This is a genomic window from Mesorhizobium sp. USDA 4775 (assembly GCF_054062655.1).
Map to the genome: position 1 here is coordinate 1,925,978 of NZ_JBSSFM010000001.1, position 21,243 is coordinate 1,947,220.

Genomic DNA, 21,243 nt, shown 5'->3' on the forward strand with positions numbered 1-21,243 from the left:
GGAGGAGACTATGAGAAATCTACGCAGCATTGGCATTGCCGCCGGACTGGCGCTGAGCGTCTCGGTTCCGGCACTCAACGCTTTCGCTTCAGAGCCGACAGTCCCGCCGGTGCCGGCGACCTTTCCGGCCGAGGGCAAGATCAAATACGTGGCGCGCGACTCCATCCTGGAGTTCAAGGCCCTGCCGGAATATCACGAGCCGGATTGGGTGACCGAAAAATACGTCAAGACCGGCAAACTGCCGCCGGTCAAGGACAGGTTGCCGAAGGAGCCGCTGGTCTTCAAGACGGCCAACATGCCAAACGGCATCGGCGTCTATGGCGACACCATGCGCCATGTCATCGGCGGCCGGCCCGAAGGCTGGAACTACGGCGCCGGCCAAACGCAGGGCTGGGGCGGCATCGATATCGGCCTCTCCGAATGCCTGACGCGCACGGCGCCGCTGTTCCAGGTCGAAGCCAAGGACACCGAGCCGCTGCCGAATCTGGCCAAAAGCTGGGACTGGTCGAAGGACGGCCACAAGCTGACCATGCATCTGATCGAGGGCGCGAAATGGTCCGATGGCGTGGCCTTCAACGCCGACGACGTCATGTTCTATTGGGATGACGAGGTGGTCGACCCGAACGTCTCGCCGCTCAATGGCGCGACGCCCGAAACCTTCGGCGTCGGCACGACGCTGAAGAAGATCGACGACTACACTGTCGAATGGACGTTCAAGGACGCCTTTCCGAAACAGTACCTCTACGCCATGGCTTACGGCACCTTCTGTCCCGGCCCGGCGCACATATTGAAGCCGCAGCATCCGAAATATTCGAAGAACACCTACGACCAGTTCAAGAACGCCTTCCCGCCGGAATATATGAACATGCCGGTGATGGGCGCCTGGGTTCCGGTCGAATACCGGCCGGACGACATCATCGTCATGCGCCGCAACCCCTACTACTGGAAGGTCGATGAAAAGGGAAACCAGCTGCCCTACCTCAACGAACTGCAGTACAAGCTGTCGACCTGGGCCGACCGCGACGTCCAGGCGGTCGCCGGCTCGGGCGACTTCTCCAACCTCGAGCAGCCGGAAAACTTTGTCGCCTCGCTGAAGCGCGCCGCTGAAGCGAACGCGCCGGCACGGCTCGCCTTCGGTCCACGCCTCATCGGCTACAATCTGCGCATGAATTTTTCAGCCAACGGCTGGGGCAACCCGGACGAACGCAGCCAGGCGGTTCGCGAGCTGAACCGCAACGAGGATTTCCGCAAGGCCATCACCATGGCGCTCGACCGCAAGGCGCTGGGCGACTCCCTGGTCAAAGGGCCGTTCACCGCCATCTATCCCGGCGGCTTCTCCTCGGGCACCAGCTTCTATGACCGCAAGTCGACCGTCTACTATCCGTTCGACCTCGCTGGCGCCAAGGCCGAACTCGCAAAGGCCGGCCTCAAGGATACCGACGGCGACGGTTTCGTGAACTTCCCGGCCGGCACCGCCGGCGGCAAGAACGTCGAGATCGTGATGCTGGTCAACAACGACTACGGCACAGACAAAAGCCTCGCCGAAGGTGTTGTCGCCCAGATGGAAAAGCTGGGCTTGAGGGTCGTGCTCAACGGCCTCAACGGTACCCAGCGCGATGCCTCGCAATACTCCGGCCGCTTCGACTGGCTGATCCGGCGCAACGACCAGGAACTGACCTCCGTCGTGCAGAACACGGAGCAGCTCGCGCCTGTCGGTCCGAAGACCAGTTGGAACCACCGCGCGCCGGAAAGCGGCGAGGTCGACCTGATGCCTTTCGAAAAAGACCTGGTCGACATCGTCAACAAGTTCGTCGCGTCGGAAGACAATGACAAACGCGCCAGCCTGATGAAAGAGTTCCAGAAGATCTCGACCGAACATGTCTACAATGTCGGCCTGACGGAATATCCTGGCGCGCTGATCGTCAACAAGCGCTTCTCGAACATTCCGCAGGGCACGCCGATCTTCATGTTCAACTGGGCCGAGGATTCGATCGTCCGCGAACGCGTCTTCGTCGCGGCCGACAAGCAGGCGAAATACGAATTGTTCCCGCAGGAGCTCCCGGGCAAGCCCGGAGACAAGGGTCCGATGTAAGTTTACCTCCCCTGACCAAAAGAGACCTGGCCGCGCCGCTGGCGCGGCCAGGGCAAACCAACCCTCCGAACGACCCTCGATGGGAGCGTCCGGCGAAATGAGGAAGCCGACCGTCCATGCTGCGATTCTTGGCTATGCGCATAGCGTCGGCAATACCGGTCCTCGCAATCCTGAGCCTCGTCACCTTCGCCATCATCCAGGCACCACCTGGTGACTATGCCGACTACATCCGTTCGCAGCTGATCAACCAGGGCGGTGCCTCCTTCGCCGAGGCCGATGCGCAGGCCCAGGCCTACCGCGTCGAACACGGCCTCGATAAGCCGCTGCCCGTCCAGTATCTCAACTGGATCGGCGGAATCATCACTCGCGGCGATTTCGGCTACAGCCTCTACTACAACAAGCCGGTCGCCGATGTCGTGGGCGAGCGCCTGCCGCGCACGCTGCTCCTGGCGCTGGTCTGCCATTTGCTCGCCTCGGTGCTGGGCATCACCTTCGGCATATGGGCGGCGACAAGGCAATACACCTGGATCGACTCGACGCTTTCGGCCATCGCCTTCCTCGGCATGACGGTGCCGCGCTTCCTGATGGCGCTGATCATCGTCTATCTGCTGGTCTTCCAGTTCAACGTGTCGGAGATCGGCTCATTCTTCTCGCCGCAATATGGCGGTGCGCCATGGTCGTGGGCGAAGTTCGTCGACCTGGTCAAGCATGTCTGGCCGGTGGTCGCGATCGCCACTTTCGGCGGCCTCGCCTACAATATGCGGGTCATGCGCGGCAATCTGCTCGATACCCTCAACGCGCAATATGTCGAAACCGCGAGAGCCAAGGGCCTGACCGGCAGCGCCGTCGTCATGCGCCACGCGGTGCCCAATGCGCTGCATCCGCTCGTCATGTATCAGGGTGTGGTGTTGCCCTACATGCTCACCGGCGAGATCGAGACGGCAATCATCTTCGCGCTGCCGACCGTCGGCCCGGCGGTTGTCGGTTCGATGGCGGTCGGCGATGTCTACGTCACCGCCACCTTCATGATGGTGCTGGCGGCGACGCTGATCGTCGGCAACATCATCGCCGACATGCTGCTCGTCCTGCTCGACCCGCGCATCCGCCAATACGGAGAGAGCTAGATGCTGGCCCGCGATCCATCACCGCCGCCGCTGCCCGCCGAAGGGCCTATCGTCGCCAAACCGGCGCGCGGCAACGAGAGCTATATCGCGCTCGTCTGGCGCCGGCTGAAGCGCTCCTGGACCGGCATGGCCGGGCTTTGGCTCGTGGTGCTGCTGCTGGTCATGGCCGTGTTCGCCGAGTTCCTGGCGCCGATGGACCCGAAGGCGACCGATGTCGGCTTCGCGCCGCCGCAACTGCCCTCCTTCCACGATAAGGACGGCAATTTCGTTGCGCGGCCGCGGGTCTATGCGCTGGCCGATTCGGCCGACCTCGATCCGGTCACCTTCCAGCCCGTGGTCGGCCCCGACTACGACCATCCAAGGCTGCTCGGCTTCTTTACCGAGGGCGCGCCCTACAAGCTCTTCGGACTAATACCGGCGAACCGGCATTTCTTCGCCTCGATGGACGGCCAGCCGGTGCATTTCCTCGGCACCGACAAGTTCGGCCGCGATGTGCTGTCGCGCGCCATCCATGGCTCACGGGTCTCGCTGATGATCGCGCTGACGGTCGTCTTCATCATAACCGTCATCGGCACCACCGTCGGCACCGTTTCCGGCTATTTCGGCGGCCGGTTCGATATCTGGATGCAGCGCTTCGTCGAACTGGTGCTCGCCTTCCCGCAGCTGCCGCTCTATCTGGCGCTGACGACGCTGATCCCCGTCACTGCGCCGACCAATGTCTTCCTCGCTTTCGTCATCATCGTCATGTCGGCGCTGGGCTGGGCGCAGATGTCGCGCGAGGTGCGCGGCAAGACGTTGGCGCTGGCGCGCATCGAATATGTGCGCGCCGCCATGGCGGTCGGCGCCACCGACCGGCGCATCATCCTGCAGCACATCTTGCCCAATGTGATGAGCCACGTGATCGTCGCCGTCACCTTGGCAATCCCGACGGTGGTGCTGCTCGAATGCTTCCTCGGGTTCCTCGGCTTCGCGGTCAAGCCTCCACTGATCTCCTGGGGCCTGATGCTTCAGGACACCGCGACCTATTCCGTCATCGGCACCTATCCCTGGATCCTGTCGCCGGTCGGTTTCGTGCTCGCCACCGTCTTTGCCTTCAACGCGCTGGGCGACGGCCTGCGCGACGCCGTCGATCCGTATTGAGGTGGCTGGGATGACCGTCGTACTCGCCGAATCCTTCGCCCCCACCGTTCGTCATGACCATCACGGGCGCCAGGACCAGCCCATCATCGACGCCCGCAATATCGAGGTCGCCTTCAAGGTCGAGCACGGTGTTGTCGAAGCGGTCAAGGACATCTCGTTCCAGCTCTATCGTGGCGAGACGATTGCCATCGTCGGCGAATCCGGTTCCGGCAAGTCGGTGACGGCTCGCGCCGTCATGGGGCTGCTGTCGCGCCGGGCCACCGTGTCGCCGAAATCGAGCATCTGTTACGACGGCCAGAACATCCTGAAATTTCCCGAGAGCGAGCGGCGCAAGCTGCGCGGCAACCGCATCTCGATGATCTTCCAGGAGCCGATGAGCTCGCTTAACCCGATCTATACGGTCGGCAGCCAGATCGTCGAGGCGATCCGGGTGCACCGTAAGGTGAGCCGCCGGCAAGCCTGGGCACGGGCGCTCGAGCTGCTGCGGCACGTCCAGATCCCCGAGCCGGAAGCACGGCTCAAGCAATATCCGCACCAGCTTTCGGGCGGTCAGCGGCAGCGCGTGATGATCGCCATGGCGCTGGCCAACAATCCTGACGTGTTGATCGCCGATGAGCCGACCACCGCGCTCGACGTCACCGTCCAGGCGCAAATCCTCAACCTGATCCGCAATCTGCAGAAAGAGCTGCGGATGGCGGTGATCCTGATCACCCACGATCTCACAGTGGTGCGCAAATTCTCCGACTATGTCTATGTCATGCAGCATGGCGCGATGTGCGAGCACAACGTCACCGAACGGCTGTTTGCGGACCCGCAGCATCCCTACACGCAGCGGCTGCTCGCCGCGGAGCCGCGCGGGCGTCCGCAACCGCTTCCTGAGGGCAGCGGCGCCATCCTCGAGGCGAATGATGTGCGCGTCTGCTTCATGCTGCGCCACGGCGGTTTCCTGAAGCCGGACTGGCGCGAGCTGGTCGCCGTCGACGATCTCGGCCTCAAGCTTTGCCGCCATGAGACGCTGGGGCTGGTCGGTGAATCCGGTTCCGGCAAGACCACCTTCGGCCAGGCGCTGCTGAGATTGATCGACACCAGGCGCGGCGAAATCCGTTTCGACGGCCAACCGATCCAGGGCCTGTCGCGCAACGAGATGCGGCCGCTGCGCTCGCGCATGCAGATCGTTTTCCAGGATCCGTTCTCGTCGCTCAATCCGCGCATGACGATCGGCCAGATCATCGAGGAAGGGCTGGTCGTCAACAGCATCGGCGCGACGCGGGCGGAGCGGGTGGACCGGGTGCGTGAGGCGCTGGTCAGCGCCGGCATGCCGGGCGATATCCTGTCGCGGTTCCCGCACGAATTCTCTGGCGGGCAGCGCCAGCGCGTCGCGATCGCCCGCGCCATCGCGCTTGAGCCCGAATTCATTCTGCTCGACGAGCCGACATCCGCGCTCGACCTCTCCGTCCAGGCGCAGATCATCGACCTGCTGCGCAAGCTGCAGGACGAGCGCGGCCTCAGCTACCTCTTCATCTCGCACGATCTCAAGGTGGTGCGCGCGCTGTGCCACCGCGTCATCGTCATGCAGCACGGCAAGATCGTCGAGCAGGGACCTGTCGACGAGGTCCTCACCAATCCCAAGACCGCCTACACCGAACGGCTCGTCCGAGCCGCTTTCGACGTGGCTTGAACATATGCCGGAGGTTAGTATGGCAAGACATCCCAGGATCACTTTCATCGGCGCCGGCTCGACCGTGTTCATGAAGAACATTGTCGGCGACGTGCTGCAGCGGCCAGCACTCTCGGGCGCGACGATCGCGCTGATGGACATCAATCCGCAGCGGCTGGAAGAGAGCGCCATCGTCGTCAACAAGCTGATCGCGACGCTCGGCGTGAAGGCGAAGGCCGAGACCTATTCCGACCAGCGCAAGGCACTTGCCGGCGCCGATTTCGTCGTAGTCGCCTTCCAGATCGGCGGCTACGAGCCCTGCACCGTCACCGATTTCGAAGTGCCGAAGAAATATGGCCTGCGCCAGACGATCGCCGACACGCTCGGTGTCGGCGGCATCATGCGCGGCCTGAGGACCGTGCCGCATCTGTGGAAGATCTGCGAGGACATGCTCGCCGTCTGCCCCGAAGCGATCATGCTGCAATATGTGAACCCGATGGCGATCAACACCTGGGCGATCTCAGAGAAATACCCCGCCATCAAGCAGGTCGGGCTCTGTCACTCGGTGCAGGGCACGGCGATGGAACTGGCGCATGATCTCGGCCTTCCCTATGAAGACATCCGCTACCGCTCGGCCGGCATCAACCACATGGCCTTCTACCTGAAATTCGAGCACCGCCAGCCCGACGGCTCCTACCGCGACCTCTATCCGGATCTCGTGCGCGCCTATCGCGAAGGTCGCGCGCCCAAGCCGGGTTGGAATCCGCGCTGCCCCAACAAGGTGCGCTATGAGATGCTGACCAGGCTTGGCTATTTCGTCACCGAAAGCTCGGAGCATTTCGCCGAATACACGCCCTATTTCATCAAGGAGGGTCGCCCCGATCTGATCGAGAAATACGGCATTCCGCTCGACGAATACCCCAAGCGCTGCATCGAGCAGATCGAGCGCTGGAAAGACCAGGCACAGGCTTACCGCTCGGCGCAGCGCATCGAGGTCGAGGAGTCCAGGGAGTATGCCTCCTCGATCATGAACTCGGTCTGGACCGGCGAACCATCGGTTATCTACGGCAATGTCCGCAACAATGGCTGCATCACCTCGCTGCCCCGCGACTGCGCTGCCGAAGTGCCCTGCCTGGTCGATGCTTCCGGCATCCAGCCGACCTATATAGGCGATCTCCCGCCGCAGCTGACGGCGCTGATCCGCACCAACATCAACGTCCAGGAACTGACGGTGCGGGCGCTGATGAGCGAGAATCGCGACCACATCTATCATGCGGCGATGATGGATCCGCACACGGCGGCCGAACTCGACCTCGACCAGATCTGGTCACTGGTCGACGATCTCCTGGCCGCTCACGGCGACTGGCTGCCGGCCTGGGCGCGCGTGAGCCGCAAGACCGAGGCTGCCTGACGGGCGATCTCGGTCTTACTTGGGCTCGTCGGCGTCGGGTTCTTCCTCGTCGTCGCGGGCCTTGATGACATAGGCGCCCTTCAGCCAGCGGTTGAGGTCGATGTCCTTGCAGCGGGCCGAGCAGAACGGAAAGGTGTCGCGCGCCGACGGCTTGCCGCATTCGGGGCAGGGGCGCTTTGGCCGCAGCGGCGTGACTTTGGAGTCGGAATTCATGGCCGTGCGGTCAGCCAGTTCTGATGGATCTTGAAGCCTTCGCCCGATAGCAGGGCCACCGTCTCATAGAGCGGCAGGCCGACGATGTTGGTGTAGGAGCCGACCAGCTTGACGACGAACGAGCCGGCGAGACCCTGGACGGCATAGCCGCCGGCCTTGCCGCGCCATTCGCCCGAGGCGACATAGGCTTCGATCTCCTCGCGCGGCAGCCGCTTGAAACGCACCCGCGTCTCGACCAGCCGCTGGCGCAGCTTGCCGCCCGGTGTGATCAGGCAGATGCCGGAATAGACCCGGTGAGAGCGGCCGGACAGCAGCCCGAGGCAGTTGGCGGCATCGTCCAGCGTTTCGGCCTTGGGCAGGATGCGCCGCCCGACCGCGACCACCGTGTCGGCGGCCAGAACGAAGCTTGGCGCATAGTCCGTCTCGGTCTTCAGCGAGGCGAACGCCTTCTCGGCTTTTTCCGTCGATAGCCGCTTGGCCAGCGAGCGCGGATGCTCCGCACGCAGCGGCGTTTCGTCGATATCGGCTGGCAGGATACGGTCCGGCTCGATGCCGGCCTGCTGCAACAGTTCGATGCGGCGCGGCGAACCCGAAGCAAGCACCAGCTTCTGCAAAATGCTCATCGCGGACCAGTCAGGCTTGATCTTACTTGAAGCGGTAGGTGATGCGGCCCTTGGTCAGGTCGTATGGCGTCATCTCGACCAGAACCTTGTCGCCGGTCAGCACGCGGATGCGGTTCTTGCGCATGCGGCCGGCCGTATGGGCGATGATCTCGTGTTCGTTTTCGAGCTTCACCCGGAACATCGCGTTCGGCAACAATTCCGTCACGACACCCGGAAACTCGAGGACTTCTTCCTTCGGCATTCGATACCTTTGCTTGGATGGCAGTTCCAGCGCCCCGGCTGGAATTTCGGCGGAACCTATATGATAATCGTCCGCTTGTGAACACGCTTAATCCGTCGCGTTTTTTGCCTCTGAAGCCAAGAAACGTCGGCTTATGCGCAACTTCAGCCGCTCGCGCACCTCGCGGTAGGCCGCCATGATCTGTTCGCGCGTGCCGCTGGCGCCAGTCGGGTCCTGTGTCGGCCAGTATTCGACCTCGACGGCGAGCGAGCGGGTGAGTTCCAGCGCGGCATGGTGCGCTTCCGGCGCCAGCGTCACGATCAGGTCGAAATAGTCGTCCTCGAGATCGTCCAGCGTTCTGGGATGACGCTCGCCCAGCGACAGGCCCTCCTCCGCCAGCACGGCATCGACGAATGGGTCGCGCTCGCCGGCGCGCACGCCGGCCGAAGCGACGAAGATAGTGGCGGGCAGCATCCGGCGCGCCAGTTGCTCGGCCATTGGCGAGCGCACGGCATTCATGCCGCACACGAACAGGATCGAGCGGGGCAGGGCGCCGGGTGCCAGGGCTAGCCCCGCCAGTGCAGCACGCAGACCAGCGTGAACAGCCGGCGCGCCGTGTCGAAGTCGATGTCGATCTTGCCGGACAGCCGGTCCATCAGCGTCTGCGAACCTTCATTGTGCAAGCCGCGCCGGCCCATGTCGATCGCCTCGATATGGCTCGGCGTCGAGGAGCGGATGGCGTCGTAGTAGCTTTCGCAGATCATGTAGTAATCCTTGACGATGCGCCTGAGCGGCGTCAGCGACAGGATGTGGGTGACCACCGGGGTACCGTCCTCGCGGGTAACGGCAAAGACCAGACGCTGCTCGGCCAGCGACAGTTTCAGCCGGTAGGGGCCGGCCCTGCTGTCGTTGACGGGCTGAAAACTGTTCTCCTCGATCAGGTCGAAGATCGCCACTGCCCGCTCATGCTCGACATCGGGCGTCGAACGGCCGATCGATTCATCGAGTTCGACGTCGATCAGTTTTGCGCGGGTTTGATCGGAGCCCGTCATCTCGGCCTACATGTTCAGCCGGATGGCGACGGAGCGGCCATGCGCGTCGAGCCCTTCCGCCTTGGCGAGCGCGATCGCCGCTGGCGCGAGCACGCGCAATTGCTCCGGCCCGAGTTTCAAGATCGAGGTGCGCTTGACGAAATCGAGCACGGACAGGCCTGACGAGAAGCGCGCCGAGCGTGCCGTCGGCAGCACGTGGTTGGAGCCGCCGACATAGTCGCCGATGGCTTCCGGCGTGTGGCGCCCGAGAAAGACGGCGCCGGCATTGCGCATCCGCGACAGGAAACCTTCGGCATCGTCGATGGCCAGTTCGACATGTTCGGCGGCGATGCGGTCGACCAGCGGCAGCGCGGCCTCGATGGTCGCGACCTCGATCACCGCGCCGAAATCGCGCCAGCTCGCCGCTGCCGTTTCACCGCGCGGCAGGGTCTGCAATTGCCGTTCGACCGCCTGTTCGACCGCCTTGCCGAAGGCCGGATCGTCGGTGATCAGGATCGATTGCGCCGACACATCGTGTTCGGCCTGGGCGAGCAGATCGGCGGCGATCCAGTCGGGATTGTTGCTGCCGTCGGCCACCACGAGCACTTCCGAGGGGCCGGCGATCATGTCGATGCCGACCGTGCCGAACACCTGGCGTTTGGCCGCCGCGACATAGGCATTGCCCGGTCCGACGATCTTGGCAACCGGCTTTATGGTCTCTGTGCCATAGGCAAGGGCAGCGATCGCATGCGCGCCGCCGACGCGGTAGATTTCGGTCACGCCTGATATGTCGGCCGCCACCAGCACCAGCGGATTGATGATGCCACCCGGCGCCGGCACCACCATGACAACGCGCTCGACGCCGGCCACCCGGGCCGGCACGGCGTTCATCAGCACCGAGCTTGGATAGCTCGCCGTGCCGCCCGGCACATAGAGCCCAACCGCCTCGATCGCTGTCCAGCGCCAGCCGAGCTCGACGCCGGCGGCATCCGTGTAGCGATCGTCCTTCGGCCGCTGCCGCTCGTGGTGGGAGCGGATGCGATCGCGCGCGAATTCGAGCGCTTCGATCGCCTTTGGATCGGCCGTCTCGTAAGCGGCCGCAATGTCTTGCTTCGACACGGCAATGCCGAGGCTCTTCAAATCGGCCCGATCGTATCGTTGCGTATAGTCGATCAGTGCCGCGTCACCTTCGGCGCGCACACGCGCGATGATCTGGCGAACCCCTGCGTCGACGTCCTCGGACACTTCCCGCTTGGTCGTCAGGAAAGCGGCGAAGCGCTGCTCGAAATCGGCGTCGGACTGGCGAAGCGTGATGGCCATGGGCGCTCAAGCCTTGTGGATGGGGCGCGACGTGGCTTCCCACGCGCCGCCTATGTCGGCAAGGCGGGCCTCGATGCATTCGACATCGAGCATGATGGTGCCGCCGCCCGAAAAGATGAGTTCGACGATGCCGGCCGGCTTGCTGATCTCGATGAAGCTGATCGCCAGCAGGGACAGCACCTCGGCCGGCTTGTCGCGGGCAATGCCATTGGTTTTGGCGCCCAGCACCCGGTCGAAATGCAGCACGGCCTGCCGCCGCTCATTGTGCTGGCGGAACAGACCCGACTTCGCCTCCCAGACGAAACGGTTCATGGTCAGCACAAAACGCTTGGCCGCAGGCAGGAATTCGAGGTCCGACACCTTCATCACGGCGTCCTGGACATGGGCCGAGACGATGCTCAGATCCTGGTCGTCGAGCGCGATAAGCTTGAGGGCCATGCGGGATTTGTACCTAAGGTTGGTTTCAGCCCTCTGTTAGGCGGTCTTTCCGGCCGGTGCAACCGCGACACGACTTCCGCCCGAGGCAATTGCCTCGGCTTTGCGGTGCTGGCAGGGGGATGAAGGCCGCCCGGGCAGCCTCCGTCCGAAGCTGCCGCCGTTCGATCGTCAGGCGGAAATGCGCTCGATCACCGCGCCGCAATTGGACAGTTTTTCCTCCAGCCGCTCGAAGCCGCGGTCGAGGTGGTAGACGCGGTTGACCGTGGTCTCGCCTTCGGCGGCGAGGCCGGCGATGACCAGCGAGACGGAAGCGCGAAGGTCGGTGGCCATGACCGGCGCACCTTTCAGCTTCGCCACGCCGTCGACGATCGCCGTCTGGCCCGAAAGCGTGATGTGGGCGCCGAGCCGGGCCAGTTCCTGGACGTGCATGAAGCGGTTCTCGAAGATCGTCTCGGTGATGCGCGACTTGCCCTTGGCCATGGTCATCAGGCCCATGAACTGCGCCTGCAGATCGGTCGGGAAGGCCGGGAAGGGCGCCGTCGTCACGTCGACCGGCGAAATGCCGGCGCCGTTGCGCTTCACGCGGATGCCGGAATTGGTCTGGGTGATCTCGGCACCCGTCTGCGAAATCACGTCCAGCGCGGTCTGCAACAGTTCCGGCCGCGCGCCTTCGAGCACGACGTCGCCGCCCGTCATGGCGACCGCCATGGCATAGGTGCCGGTCTCGATGCGGTCGGGAATGACGCGCACGCGCGCGCCCGACAGCGATTCGACACCGTCGATGGTGATGGTCGGTGTGCCGGCGCCGGAAATCCTGGCGCCCATGGCGTTGAGGCATTCGGCGAGGTTAACGATTTCAGGCTCGCAGGCGGCGTTTTCCAGCACTGTCTCGCCCTTGGCCAGCGAAGCCGCCATCATCAGCACATGGGTGGCGCCGACCGAGACCTTGGGGAAGACATAGCGGTTGCCGACCAGGCGGCCATTCTTGGTCTTGGCGATGACATAGCCGGTGTCGACGTCGAGATCGGCGCCAAGCGCCTGCAGGCCTTCGAGGAACAGGTCGACCGGGCGCGTGCCGATGGCGCAGCCGCCGGGCAGCGACACCTTGGCCTCGCCCATGCGGGCCAGCAGCGGGCCGATCACCCAGAATGAAGCCCGCATCTTCGACACCAGCTCGTAGGGCGCCGTCGTGTCGACGATGTTGCGTGCGGAGAAGTTGATGGTGCGCGAATAGCCTTCATTCTGCTTCTCGCGGCGGCCATTGACCGAGTAATCGACGCCGTGATTGCCGAGGATGCGGATCAGCTGCTCGACATCGGCCAGATGCGGCACGTTTTCCAGCGTCAGCGTGTCGTCGGTCAGCAGCGAGGCGATCATCAGCGGCAAAGCGGCGTTTTTCGCGCCCGAGATCGGAATGCTCCCGGCAAGCTTGTTGCCGCCGACAATTCTGATGCGATCCATTGGAGAATGTCCCTCTCGGCCAAAAAGGCCGGTTCAATCGTTTGAGTATCGGCCCGTCTAGACCATTGGCCGGTGTGGTTCAAGAAATAGGATTTCCACGCATCCGGGCCAAGAGTGGCCGATTTGAGTTAATCTTTCCGTATTTCCTGGGCCGCACCGAGCCCGTCCGGCCTCTGGTCGGCTTCACCCGTGCGGCGCGAGCGCGACTGCGCCTTGCGCTTCTGCAGATTGGCGCGCAATTGCTCGGCGAGCCGGTCCTTGCGGTCCGTGCCGCCCTTTTTCGGTGATATCGTCGTGTCGCTCATCGTCCCGTCCCGGCCGACGACCCGGCCAAACCTGCCGTTCAGGGATAGCCAACATTGTGGCGCCGCCATGTCATTGAAAGCTATCCGGCAAAGGCTTTCACAGAAGCGTTGTTCTTGGCCTTGCGCTTACCGGTTCGATATGGCAGAAGCCCCGCCATCAGCGGCTGCGGTAGCTCAGTGGTAGAGCACTCCCTTGGTAAGGGAGAGGTCGAGAGTTCAATCCTCTCTCGCAGCACCAGCCTATCCCATTGATTGGGAACAACTATCTGACTTTCTTGGTCTTTTTGCCGCCTGTCTGGTACACAGGGGTGGTGCACATGAGCTTGAGAATGCCTGGACCTTGGCAGCATAAAAAGACTGGCGTCTATTACCTTCGGCAACGCGCACCTTCCGATTTGAAGAACTTACCACTGGATGGAAGGGTGGCAATTCCCGTTGGCGGCTCCCTAAGAACGGTCAAAGCGGGGGAAATCGTCAAAGTCAGCCTCGATACGAAAGACCCTGCGGAAGCCAAGAGGCGTCACCGTGAGGCGGACGCTGCACTCCATGAGTTCTGGCAGCGGTTCAGGGAAGGCCCTCAGCCGCTGTCCAACAAGCAAGTCCAGGCCCTTGCTGGCATCCTCTACGTCCGTTTGGTCGAGATGATGGATGGCGAGCCCGGCGAGGAGGGGATTTGGAAACAGGTCCTCCAGTTGAACAAAAGCAAGGAGGAGCGCGGGGAGTTGGACCGCTGGTTCGGTCCCACGGTCGACGATCTGTTCACAGAGGAAGGCGTCAATACCGACCCCCTCAGTCGTACACGCGTCGTCCACGCGGCCTTCAAGGCAATCCAGCTTGCGGCTGAGACTAATCTCAGAAAGGCAGGAGGCGACTATTCACCCGATGAGGCGCGGAAGCGGTTCCCCAATTGGGAGAACAAGCGCGGCGAGGACAAGCCGGCGCCACGGACGGCGAGCGATTTGGACCTATTCGCGCTGCTGGACCATAAGTTCGCGACACAAAGCCTCAGTGAGAAGACCAAGAGGGACTATGCGCGAGATCTCGCCAAGTTCGTCAAGAGCAGCGGGCACAGGAATGCTCAGGATGTGACGAGCGTGGACGTTCGTAAGTGGCGTGACGAATTGATCGGTGAGGGGCTGGCGCCGTCGAAGATTAATGGCAAGGCCCTTGCGGCGTTGAGCGCGGTCCTCACCCATGCAGTCAGGGAGTTCAGCCTGCCGGCAAACGTGGCCAGCGACATTCGAGATCGAAGAGACGGCCCCGCGCCGGGCAAGAAGGGCTACGACATAGAGGAAGCCACGGCCATCCTCGGCGCCACGTTCAACGGAAGTTCCAAAGACATCTCAGCGCCCCATAAGCGCGCGCTCTTCTGGGTGCCGTGGATTTGCGCTTACACCGGCCTACGGGTGACAGAGATCACCCAGCTTCGCGGCGTGGATGTCCGAGCGGATGGTGACATACCCTATTTGCTCATCACGCCTGAGGCCGGTTCTACAAAGAGCGGCAGGGCCTGGATGACTGCTGTTCATCCGCACCTTGTGGAATTGGGCTTGCTGGACATGTTCAAGGAGGTGGGCGAGAGGCCCGCCTTTTATGTCCCCTATCCCGATGGGACCGACCTCACCAAGCTGACCGGAAAGCGCCGGTCGGAAGAGGCGGGCGTCCGGGTCGGAAATTGGACCACAGAGGAACTGGGCATTCCTGCACCAGGCGGCAAACCCAACCACGCTTGGCGGCACCTGTTCACAACCCTTTCGCGCGTCCACGGCATGGACAAACAGGCCCGGGATTACATGCTCGGCAGCGGTGCCGAGGACGCGCGCGAAGGGTACGGCGATTGGCCCCCGAGCGCGCTCGCGAGAGAGATCAACAAACTGCCGCGCTTCGAAGTCGAGGAGACAGGTTGGAGACCTTCGACCGAACTTGTGCCCGCCCAGGCCCAGCGTGCCAGGACCGGGAAAGAAGGCTGAGACACCGGCCCATCTGGCAAAGTTTGAAGCGCGATCCTTCAAGGAAGTCGGCGCGCCTGCAACTGATTGGGCTCACCGAGAAGTCAGCCCGCAGGTTCACACTCGTAGAGGAACCTCGTACCCTTCTTATCCACAAGCTGCCATGGTTTTGCCTGCTTGGGCACATCCCACGAGCCCTTCATCGCGATCTTCTTGGTGCGGCTGCCCGGCAGCAAGCGTACCAACACTTCGGGTGTTTGGGCGGTTGGTCCCGGCGGGTCGCATTTGACGCACGCGGCAGTTTCCTTGCACCACCCGGCAACGATCTCAGATTTGTTTCCGCTGGCAGGGCCGAAACGAAGGTTATTTAAGACTTCGTCGTTGCTCCCCGGGAGTAGCACCAGTTGCAGACCGACTTGCCCTGGGGCTGACCAGTGATCGGCAACCTCGCCCAGAGGGGCTGCCGGCTGGCTTGCGGTGGCCATCCGCACGTCCTTGATGAATACCTGAAGGCACTGGATGAAGCTCTCCAACTGCTCCTTAGTTGGACTGCTGCTCTTCTCCTCGGCTTCAACAGTGACCGTGGCGGTGTTGTTTGGTCCAGTCTCAAAGTGCACTCCAGCCCTTCGGTCCGCCGGCAGCAGGGCATAGCAAGCCGCCACCCGGTCGTCATTTGGCGGCGGGGCCGGAAAGATGCGGTAGACCAGAACAACAACCACCACGACAAAGCAGACCGCGACGAACAGGCTTAGCCAGAACTGCTGGGAGCGGGACATCACTTGGCACCGCAGCCCGGAGCCAGCGCTGCAGGGCTCCAGTTGGCCTTGAACATAACCCAGAGGCCGTTCCGCTTCACTTCAACGCAACCCGGCGTAACGATGAGACCGTCCAAGCTTAGAATGAAAAGGCTCTTACTATCCCCCGGCGACAGTGGCTTGGTTGCGGAGAACTGTTTGGCTGCCTCAGCGCTGAACGCCTGATTGACGGCGTCCCTGCCCACGTCGCTCACTTGAGCTGCTATTTCTCCGAGGGCTCGTGGATCGAAGGTTCCGGGGTGCGCTTCCGCTTGGTCCGCAGCGGCAATCGCGAGGTATACGAGCACCACTTCGACGGTTTGGCCTTTTGCGCTTGCTGTATACATAGCATCGACGCTGTTCTCTCCAGCAGGAGGCAGAGACACAGAAACCTTGCCGGCTGAGTTCAGGAGGTCGAACGCGCGCTGTTCTCTCTCTGGCGGAAAGATGTTGAAGTCGATGGTACATTGGCCGGATGCCTCTGCGGCCGAACAACTGCTGTCTCCTCGGCCATCCGCTGTAACGGTCGGGCAGGAGCAGTTGTTCTCTGCGTGAACCGGCGCACAGAATAACAGCGAGGCGATACCCCAAAGCAATGTCAGTTTCTTGGCCATCTTTCACCCCCGCCAAAGAACAACAGTAGTAGCAAGTTTATGCAGCCGATCAACTACGCGGAGCCCAAGCCTATGAGCAGGGCTGATTTAGGGGTCAAAATGTTTGGTACAAACTTTTGAGCAGGGGATCGGATAAGCGGTTCGCGCGCAAACCCCCCGTGGGGTGGGGTCTTATGCAAGGCGATGCCGGCTGCTTTGGATCAGTGACCGTCCGGCAGTGCAGTGAGGCTCTGGGGTTCAAAGCGAAGCCCAATGGAGGTGATTTCCAGACGGTAGTGCGCCGCTGCTGCGACGATCAACATTAGAACGATTGCTAACGGCGTGATCGAGGTGCCGATGGACAATCGCCCTAATCCTGACCTGAGCCAACCAGCGATGTTAGACGAGGGAGGCTTGTGCTGCCGGTTCATTGCTTTCGCCTTCTTTCGGCTGGGAGGCCGTTGATGCATTCGCTTCTTGGACCTGCTGCCAATAGGCATAGTAGGCCTTGATGTCGTTGCCCCCGCCGACATCGTTCAGTCGGTCTAAGAACCTTGAGTAGATCACGTCCTGGACCTGACCCTGCGTCCTCATCCATTCCACGGCGGTGTTGGGGTTTGTCAGCAACACGTAGTGGAACTCACCGGACGGGCCTGCTTTTGTGGCGATGAAATTGAGTTCCCGTAGGCGCTTCATCCGCTTGCGCCAGGTATCCACCGCCCGTTCTCCGAAGAAGCCGGCCTCCGCAGCGAACGTGGCGGGGTTCTCGACCGTGATGAAAGGGTGATCGGGGGAACGAGCCCAAAGACAAAACAACGTGTGCCCCGCTGGCGTCCCCTTTGACTGCATGTCGATTGCCTGCATGGCAATGGGCAACGTGCGCGGTACGGTGGTGTAGCCGTCATTGGTCTTTCGACGCCAAAGCAAGGCCGGCGGGAAGTTCGGGAAGTGCACATCCATTTGCTGCTGGGCTCGCTCAGCCATGTTCATGGTCACAGTGCTTTCTGCCCCGACCGCTGGCGGCAGCCTGTTTTGCGTTTGCCATGGTCAAAGAGAAGGCTGATCATGAGACAGGGAAGTGCACATCCATTTGCTGCTGGGCTCGCTCAGCCATGTTCAACTTCTTGGCGGCAGCCTGTTTTGCGTTTGCCATGGTCAGCTCCTTTCAGTGCTTTTGCCCCGACCGCTGGCGACCTGCCGTTACGCACGATCCCGCTGTGTTGAATGTGGTAAATCGAAACTATCATCCTTTCATGTTATGGCCGATTGGCGGTGCTCCCGTGATCCGGTTATCGATGTCGTGCTTCAACCTGCCACATGCCCCGACCGCTGGCGACCTGCCGTTACGCACGATCCCGCTGTGTTGAATGTGGTAAATCGAAACTATCATACCCTGAAAAATCTGGATAGAGTGCCTATACGAAACCACGAATTGCGCGATTTGGCGCAAAGTTTCAAAAATTAGTTCGTGAAACCAGTATGTTATGGCCGATTGGCGGTGCTCCCGTGATCCGGTTATCGATGTGCTCATCTGTCCTCGACGTGCTCTCGGGGATCAAAGGGGGAAGACCCCATCTCGGTCTGCCCGGGTGTGCTCTTTCCGAACCGGGTCCGGCATGGTTCGAAAAATACCTCTTGACCACTCAAAGCGAACCGCCTATTAGCGAACCAGCCAAATCGAACTGGAGGGCATCCATGACATTCATCCGAGCCTACCTCAGGGCCTCGACCAAGGAGCAGGACGCAGGACGGGCGCGGGGTGACCTTGAAGCGTTCTGCCGTGAGCGAGGGCTGACCATCGCGGCCACCTACGAGGAGAACGAGAGCGGGGCATCACTGCACAGGCCGGAGCTGTTCCGGCTGCTCAGGGACAGCAAGCCGGGCGACATCCTGCTCACGGAACAGGTCGACCGCCTGAGCCGCCTGTCGGACAAAGATTGGGACCAACTCAAGCGCGAGATCAAAGACCGAGAGGTCAAGGTCGTGGCGCTGGACTTGCCGACCTCGCACATGATGCTGAAGACCGAGGACGCCTTCACCGGGCGGATGTTCGACGCCATCAACGGGATGCTGCTCGACATGCTCGCCGCCATTGCCCGCAAGGACTACGACGACCGCCGCCGCCGGCAGGCTCAGGGCATCGCCAAAGCGAAGGCCGAGGGGCGCATGAAGGGTCGCCCCGAGGACGCCGAGCGTAACGAGGCCATCTTGGAAATGCTGCGGAACAAGCAGAGCTGGAACACCATCGTTAGAGCCACCAACTGCTCACGGTCGACGCTGGCGAAGCTGGCGAAGCGCCTTGCACCTGCGCCCGAACCCTCGACCAGCCCCTGACGTTGAGTAACCGAGGGCGGGGCAATTCTCGTTGTCCTGGTCGTTTGCTCTGCTGTAGACGCATGCCCGGCCGCTGGTGCGGGGTGGCGATTTTGAAGGAACGTGATGTCGACGAACTGGACGGCCAAGCGAGAGCGGAAGGCCGAAGTGAAGAGCCGGGCGAATGAGCCGAGCGCGATGTTCACCCGATGCCGAGTAGTCGGCTGCAGCAGGCCGGCCCGTGCGGGCACCGGAGACGGTCTGGACACGCGGTTTTGCCGCCCCCATGCTGATCACTACTCGCGCCACGGGAGCCCTTACAGGCCGTCCTACAAGGCACAGGAAATCAACCCTTACCGGGCTGCCGCCTTGGCATGGCTTGAGGCGAACCAGAGCGACACCTACGTCACTAATGCGGTGGACCGGATAGCGACGCTTCTGCGGACCGCAGGGCCGCATGTGGAAGCCTTCCGGTTGCGCGGGCTGTCACCGCAGGGGCGCGCGAAGGCCGCTTGGGCGAGGCTGCGCAAGGCCGGCGTTGACCCGTGTCGAGTGGTCGCCGCATGGCTCGCCGTCGAGATGATCATCAGGGATGACCCACAGGCCGAGCGAAAGGCCGAGTTCAAGCAGGTGCAGGCCGCCAAGCTCGTCCATCGCATGGCCTCTGGCACGCACAAGCGGTGGGGCGAGGGGCCGGCGGCGACCGAGTTGCACGTCTACCCGAGGCCGCGTGGAAGGGTCCTGAGGCACATGGGCGAGGCGCTGGAGAATGCTTGCGAGCTTCTTGTTGAGCACCGGGGCTCGGACCTGTTCAAGCAATCGTCGAACTGATGAATGAAGACGAACAAGCGGACGTGAGGGCAGCCGACGAGGCCAACAGCACGGCCGACGTCCCGCAGGCAGAGCCCAGATCGTCCGATGAATGGATGACCTGCGAGTGCGTCTTCTGCGCCAATCAGCGACGCAGGAGGGGCATCGACGCCGAGGCCGCAACTGCGGAGCCGAGCCGCACCCCAGACCATGAGGCGATGGACCGCTATTTCTCTCGCTTGCTGCCGGGATCGCTGGGAGTGAACCGAGACTGGTCTATCTTTATGGCGGGACGGCGGTTCGTCGGCGGCAAGCCTATCGACTTCAAGGAGATCGTGCAGCGGGTCTATGAGCTATGGCGGAAAATGGGTGATGACGGTTTGAGAAGGGCGGCGTATCGAGGCGGGTGATTGAAGCCTGCCAGAACCTCTCAAGGAGAGCGATACGCCATGAACGAGACTATCAACATTGTTCGCCTTCGTCAGCCCGACGAGATCGATGATCCCCTGACGGATGTGCTCCGCACCGGCGCGCGCAAATTGCTGGCGCAGGCGATCGAGATGGAGGCCGAAGCGTTTCTTGCCGAGATGCGGGATCTGAAGCTGCCGGACGGACGTGAGCGGCTGGTCCGGCACGGTCGCGGCCCGGAGCGGAGCATCCAGACGGGGATCGGGCCGGTGCCCGTCAGCCGGGTGAAGGTCCGGGACCGCGGCGCGACCGGCGAAGCGGACCGGGTCCGGTTTTCCTCATCGATCCTACCCAAATGGGCGCGTCGGACGCGAAGTCTGGACGCGCTGCTTCCCGTTCTTTACCTGCGCGGCGTTTCGACGGGCGACTTTCAGGAAGCTCTGGCAGCCCTGCTCGGCAAGGAGGCAGCGAACCTCTCACCCTCGGTGATCACGCGGCTGACGGCAGAGTGGACCACCGAATACGAGCGTTGGCAAAAGCGCGATCTTTCGGCGCGCCATTATGTCTATGTGTGGGCGGACGGGGTCTATCTCCAGGCGCGCATGGAAGACCATGCCGAATGCATGCTGGTGCTGATCGGCGCCACGCCTGAGGGCAAAAAAGAACTCGTCGGCTTCCAGACAGGGATTCGTGAGAGTGCGCAGAGCTGGCGCGAGCTGCTGGTCGACGTGAAGCGTCGTGGCCTGCAAATCGCGCCCGATCTTGCCGTCGGCGACGGCGCGCTTGGCTTCTGGAGCGCGCTCGATGAGGTCCTTCCCGGCACCAAGCACCAGCGGTGCTGGGTGCACAAGACAGCCAACGTGCTCAACAAGGTGCCGAACTCAATGCAGGCCGGCATGAAGACAGATCTGCGCGAAATCTTTTCCGCCCCGAACCGAGCCTCAGCCGAGACGGCGATTGCCGTCTTTGTCGAGAAATATGATGCGAAATACGGCAAGGCGGTCGACTGCCTGACCAAAGATCAGAATGCCTTGCTGGCGTTCTACGATTTCCCCGCCGAACATTGGGATCATCTGCGGACATCGAATCCCATCGAGAGCGTTTTTGCCACCGTTCGCCATCGCACGGTGCGCACGAAAGGCTCCCTATCATCGAAGACCGCAAGGCTGATGGTCTTCAAACTGGTCATGGCCGCCGCCAGGACATGGCGACGATTGAAAGGACAAAATCAGTTGCCGAAACTCATCGCAGGTGCCAGATTCCAAGATGGAATCGAGGTCATCGAATTGAAGCCTGCGGCGCGACAATGAAGGTGCGAGCGTTGCGTCAATCAAGATGAGA

The 21,243-nt window shown here is 62.4% G+C and carries 23 protein-coding genes and 1 tRNA gene; 11 read left to right on the top strand and 13 right to left on the bottom strand.

The features are described 5' to 3' along the window. Positions 1-10: 10 nt before the first annotated feature. From ACVILI_RS09405 to melA, 5 genes are all read left to right on the top strand, one after another. Complete coding sequence (locus tag ACVILI_RS09405) at positions 11-2,092, top strand: ABC transporter substrate-binding protein (RefSeq protein WP_019860415.1); 2,082 nt, start codon at positions 11-13, stop codon at positions 2,090-2,092. Between the two features lie 116 nt (positions 2,093-2,208). Beyond that, a complete protein-coding gene (locus ACVILI_RS09410) occupies positions 2,209-3,216 on the top strand; it encodes an ABC transporter permease (RefSeq protein WP_019860414.1) in 1,008 nt (335 codons plus the stop codon). Continuing rightward, positions 3,217-4,356 (top strand): ABC transporter permease, encoded by a 1,140-nt coding sequence (locus ACVILI_RS09415; RefSeq protein ID WP_019860413.1) that lies wholly within the window; start codon positions 3,217-3,219, stop codon positions 4,354-4,356. Between the two features lie 10 nt (positions 4,357-4,366). Continuing rightward, positions 4,367-6,034, top strand: a complete 1,668-nt coding sequence (locus ACVILI_RS09420; protein WP_038644542.1) for an ABC transporter ATP-binding protein — start codon at positions 4,367-4,369, stop codon at positions 6,032-6,034. Positions 6,035-6,053: 19 nt separating this feature from the next. Beyond that, entirely contained in the window at positions 6,054-7,424 is a 1,371-nt protein-coding gene (gene melA / locus ACVILI_RS09425; RefSeq protein ID WP_038644544.1) for an alpha-glucosidase/alpha-galactosidase, read from the top strand. A 15-nt stretch (positions 7,425-7,439) separates the two neighbouring features. Here melA and yacG read toward each other — a convergent pair whose 3' ends face one another. The 9 genes from yacG to ACVILI_RS09470 form a co-directional block, all read right to left on the bottom strand. Continuing rightward, complete coding sequence (gene yacG, locus ACVILI_RS09430) at positions 7,440-7,637, bottom strand: DNA gyrase inhibitor YacG (RefSeq protein ID WP_019860409.1); 198 nt, start codon at positions 7,635-7,637, stop codon at positions 7,440-7,442. Then, positions 7,634-8,260, bottom strand: a complete 627-nt coding sequence (locus tag ACVILI_RS09435) for a Maf-like protein (RefSeq protein ID WP_038644546.1) — start codon at positions 8,258-8,260, stop codon at positions 7,634-7,636. Before ACVILI_RS09435 ends, yacG begins: the two co-directional genes overlap by 4 nt. Before the next feature lie 22 nt (positions 8,261-8,282). Continuing rightward, the gene (gene infA / locus ACVILI_RS09440; protein WP_006200926.1) at positions 8,283-8,501 is read right to left on the bottom strand and encodes a translation initiation factor IF-1; all 219 of its coding nucleotides are present in this window, start codon (positions 8,499-8,501) and stop codon (positions 8,283-8,285) included. Positions 8,502-8,588: 87 nt separating this feature from the next. Next, the gene (locus tag ACVILI_RS09445) at positions 8,589-9,059 is read right to left on the bottom strand and encodes an arsenate-mycothiol transferase ArsC (protein ID WP_080643811.1); all 471 of its coding nucleotides are present in this window, start codon (positions 9,057-9,059) and stop codon (positions 8,589-8,591) included. After that, complete coding sequence (locus ACVILI_RS09450; protein ID WP_457102401.1) at positions 9,047-9,532, bottom strand: UPF0262 family protein; 486 nt, start codon at positions 9,530-9,532, stop codon at positions 9,047-9,049. The genes ACVILI_RS09445 and ACVILI_RS09450 overlap by 13 nt, the downstream gene beginning before the upstream one ends. A gap of 6 nt (positions 9,533-9,538) precedes the next feature. After that, complete coding sequence (hisD, locus tag ACVILI_RS09455; RefSeq protein ID WP_038644550.1) at positions 9,539-10,831, bottom strand: histidinol dehydrogenase; 1,293 nt, start codon at positions 10,829-10,831, stop codon at positions 9,539-9,541. A 6-nt stretch (positions 10,832-10,837) separates the two neighbouring features. Continuing rightward, complete coding sequence (locus ACVILI_RS09460; protein ID WP_019860404.1) at positions 10,838-11,269, bottom strand: DUF2948 family protein; 432 nt, start codon at positions 11,267-11,269, stop codon at positions 10,838-10,840. 168 nt (positions 11,270-11,437) lie between these two features. Then, complete coding sequence (gene murA, locus ACVILI_RS09465) at positions 11,438-12,730, bottom strand: UDP-N-acetylglucosamine 1-carboxyvinyltransferase (RefSeq protein WP_010914066.1); 1,293 nt, start codon at positions 12,728-12,730, stop codon at positions 11,438-11,440. Positions 12,731-12,858: 128 nt separating this feature from the next. Continuing rightward, a complete protein-coding gene (locus ACVILI_RS09470; protein ID WP_084791397.1) occupies positions 12,859-13,035 on the bottom strand; it encodes a hypothetical protein in 177 nt (58 codons plus the stop codon). 163 nt (positions 13,036-13,198) lie between these two features. Between ACVILI_RS09470 and ACVILI_RS09475 the strand changes: the two genes are divergently transcribed. Then, positions 13,199-13,273 (top strand) — tRNA-Thr (locus tag ACVILI_RS09475). Between the two features lie 79 nt (positions 13,274-13,352). Further along, entirely contained in the window at positions 13,353-15,005 is a 1,653-nt protein-coding gene (locus ACVILI_RS09480) for a DUF6538 domain-containing protein (RefSeq protein WP_457102402.1), read from the top strand. An 83-nt stretch (positions 15,006-15,088) separates the two neighbouring features. Here ACVILI_RS09480 and ACVILI_RS09485 read toward each other — a convergent pair whose 3' ends face one another. The 4 genes from ACVILI_RS09485 to ACVILI_RS09500 form a co-directional block, all read right to left on the bottom strand. Then, complete coding sequence (locus tag ACVILI_RS09485; RefSeq protein ID WP_457102403.1) at positions 15,089-15,760, bottom strand: hypothetical protein; 672 nt, start codon at positions 15,758-15,760, stop codon at positions 15,089-15,091. Then, entirely contained in the window at positions 15,760-16,392 is a 633-nt protein-coding gene (locus ACVILI_RS09490) for a hypothetical protein (protein WP_457102404.1), read from the bottom strand. The genes ACVILI_RS09485 and ACVILI_RS09490 overlap by 1 nt, the downstream gene beginning before the upstream one ends. Positions 16,393-16,592: 200 nt before the next feature. Beyond that, entirely contained in the window at positions 16,593-16,736 is a 144-nt protein-coding gene (locus tag ACVILI_RS09495) for a hypothetical protein (protein ID WP_457102405.1), read from the bottom strand. 34 nt (positions 16,737-16,770) lie between these two features. Beyond that, entirely contained in the window at positions 16,771-17,361 is a 591-nt protein-coding gene (locus ACVILI_RS09500; protein ID WP_457102406.1) for a hypothetical protein, read from the bottom strand. A gap of 705 nt (positions 17,362-18,066) precedes the next feature. Between ACVILI_RS09500 and ACVILI_RS09505 the strand changes: the two genes are divergently transcribed. From ACVILI_RS09505 to ACVILI_RS09520, 4 genes are all read left to right on the top strand, one after another. Next, positions 18,067-18,705, top strand: coding sequence for a recombinase family protein (locus ACVILI_RS09505; protein ID WP_457102407.1), 639 nt, complete (start codon positions 18,067-18,069; stop codon positions 18,703-18,705). Positions 18,706-18,810: 105 nt separating this feature from the next. Beyond that, on the top strand, positions 18,811-19,515 hold the full coding sequence (locus tag ACVILI_RS09510; protein ID WP_457102408.1) for a hypothetical protein: 705 nt from the start codon (positions 18,811-18,813) through the stop codon (positions 19,513-19,515). Next, positions 19,515-19,904: a hypothetical protein gene (locus tag ACVILI_RS09515; protein ID WP_457102409.1), complete on the top strand. Its 390-nt coding sequence runs from the start codon at positions 19,515-19,517 to the stop codon at positions 19,902-19,904. Before ACVILI_RS09510 ends, ACVILI_RS09515 begins: the two co-directional genes overlap by 1 nt. A 39-nt stretch (positions 19,905-19,943) precedes the next feature. After that, positions 19,944-21,212, top strand: coding sequence for an IS256 family transposase (locus ACVILI_RS09520; RefSeq protein WP_457102410.1), 1,269 nt, complete (start codon positions 19,944-19,946; stop codon positions 21,210-21,212). Positions 21,213-21,243: the final 31 nt, after the last annotated feature.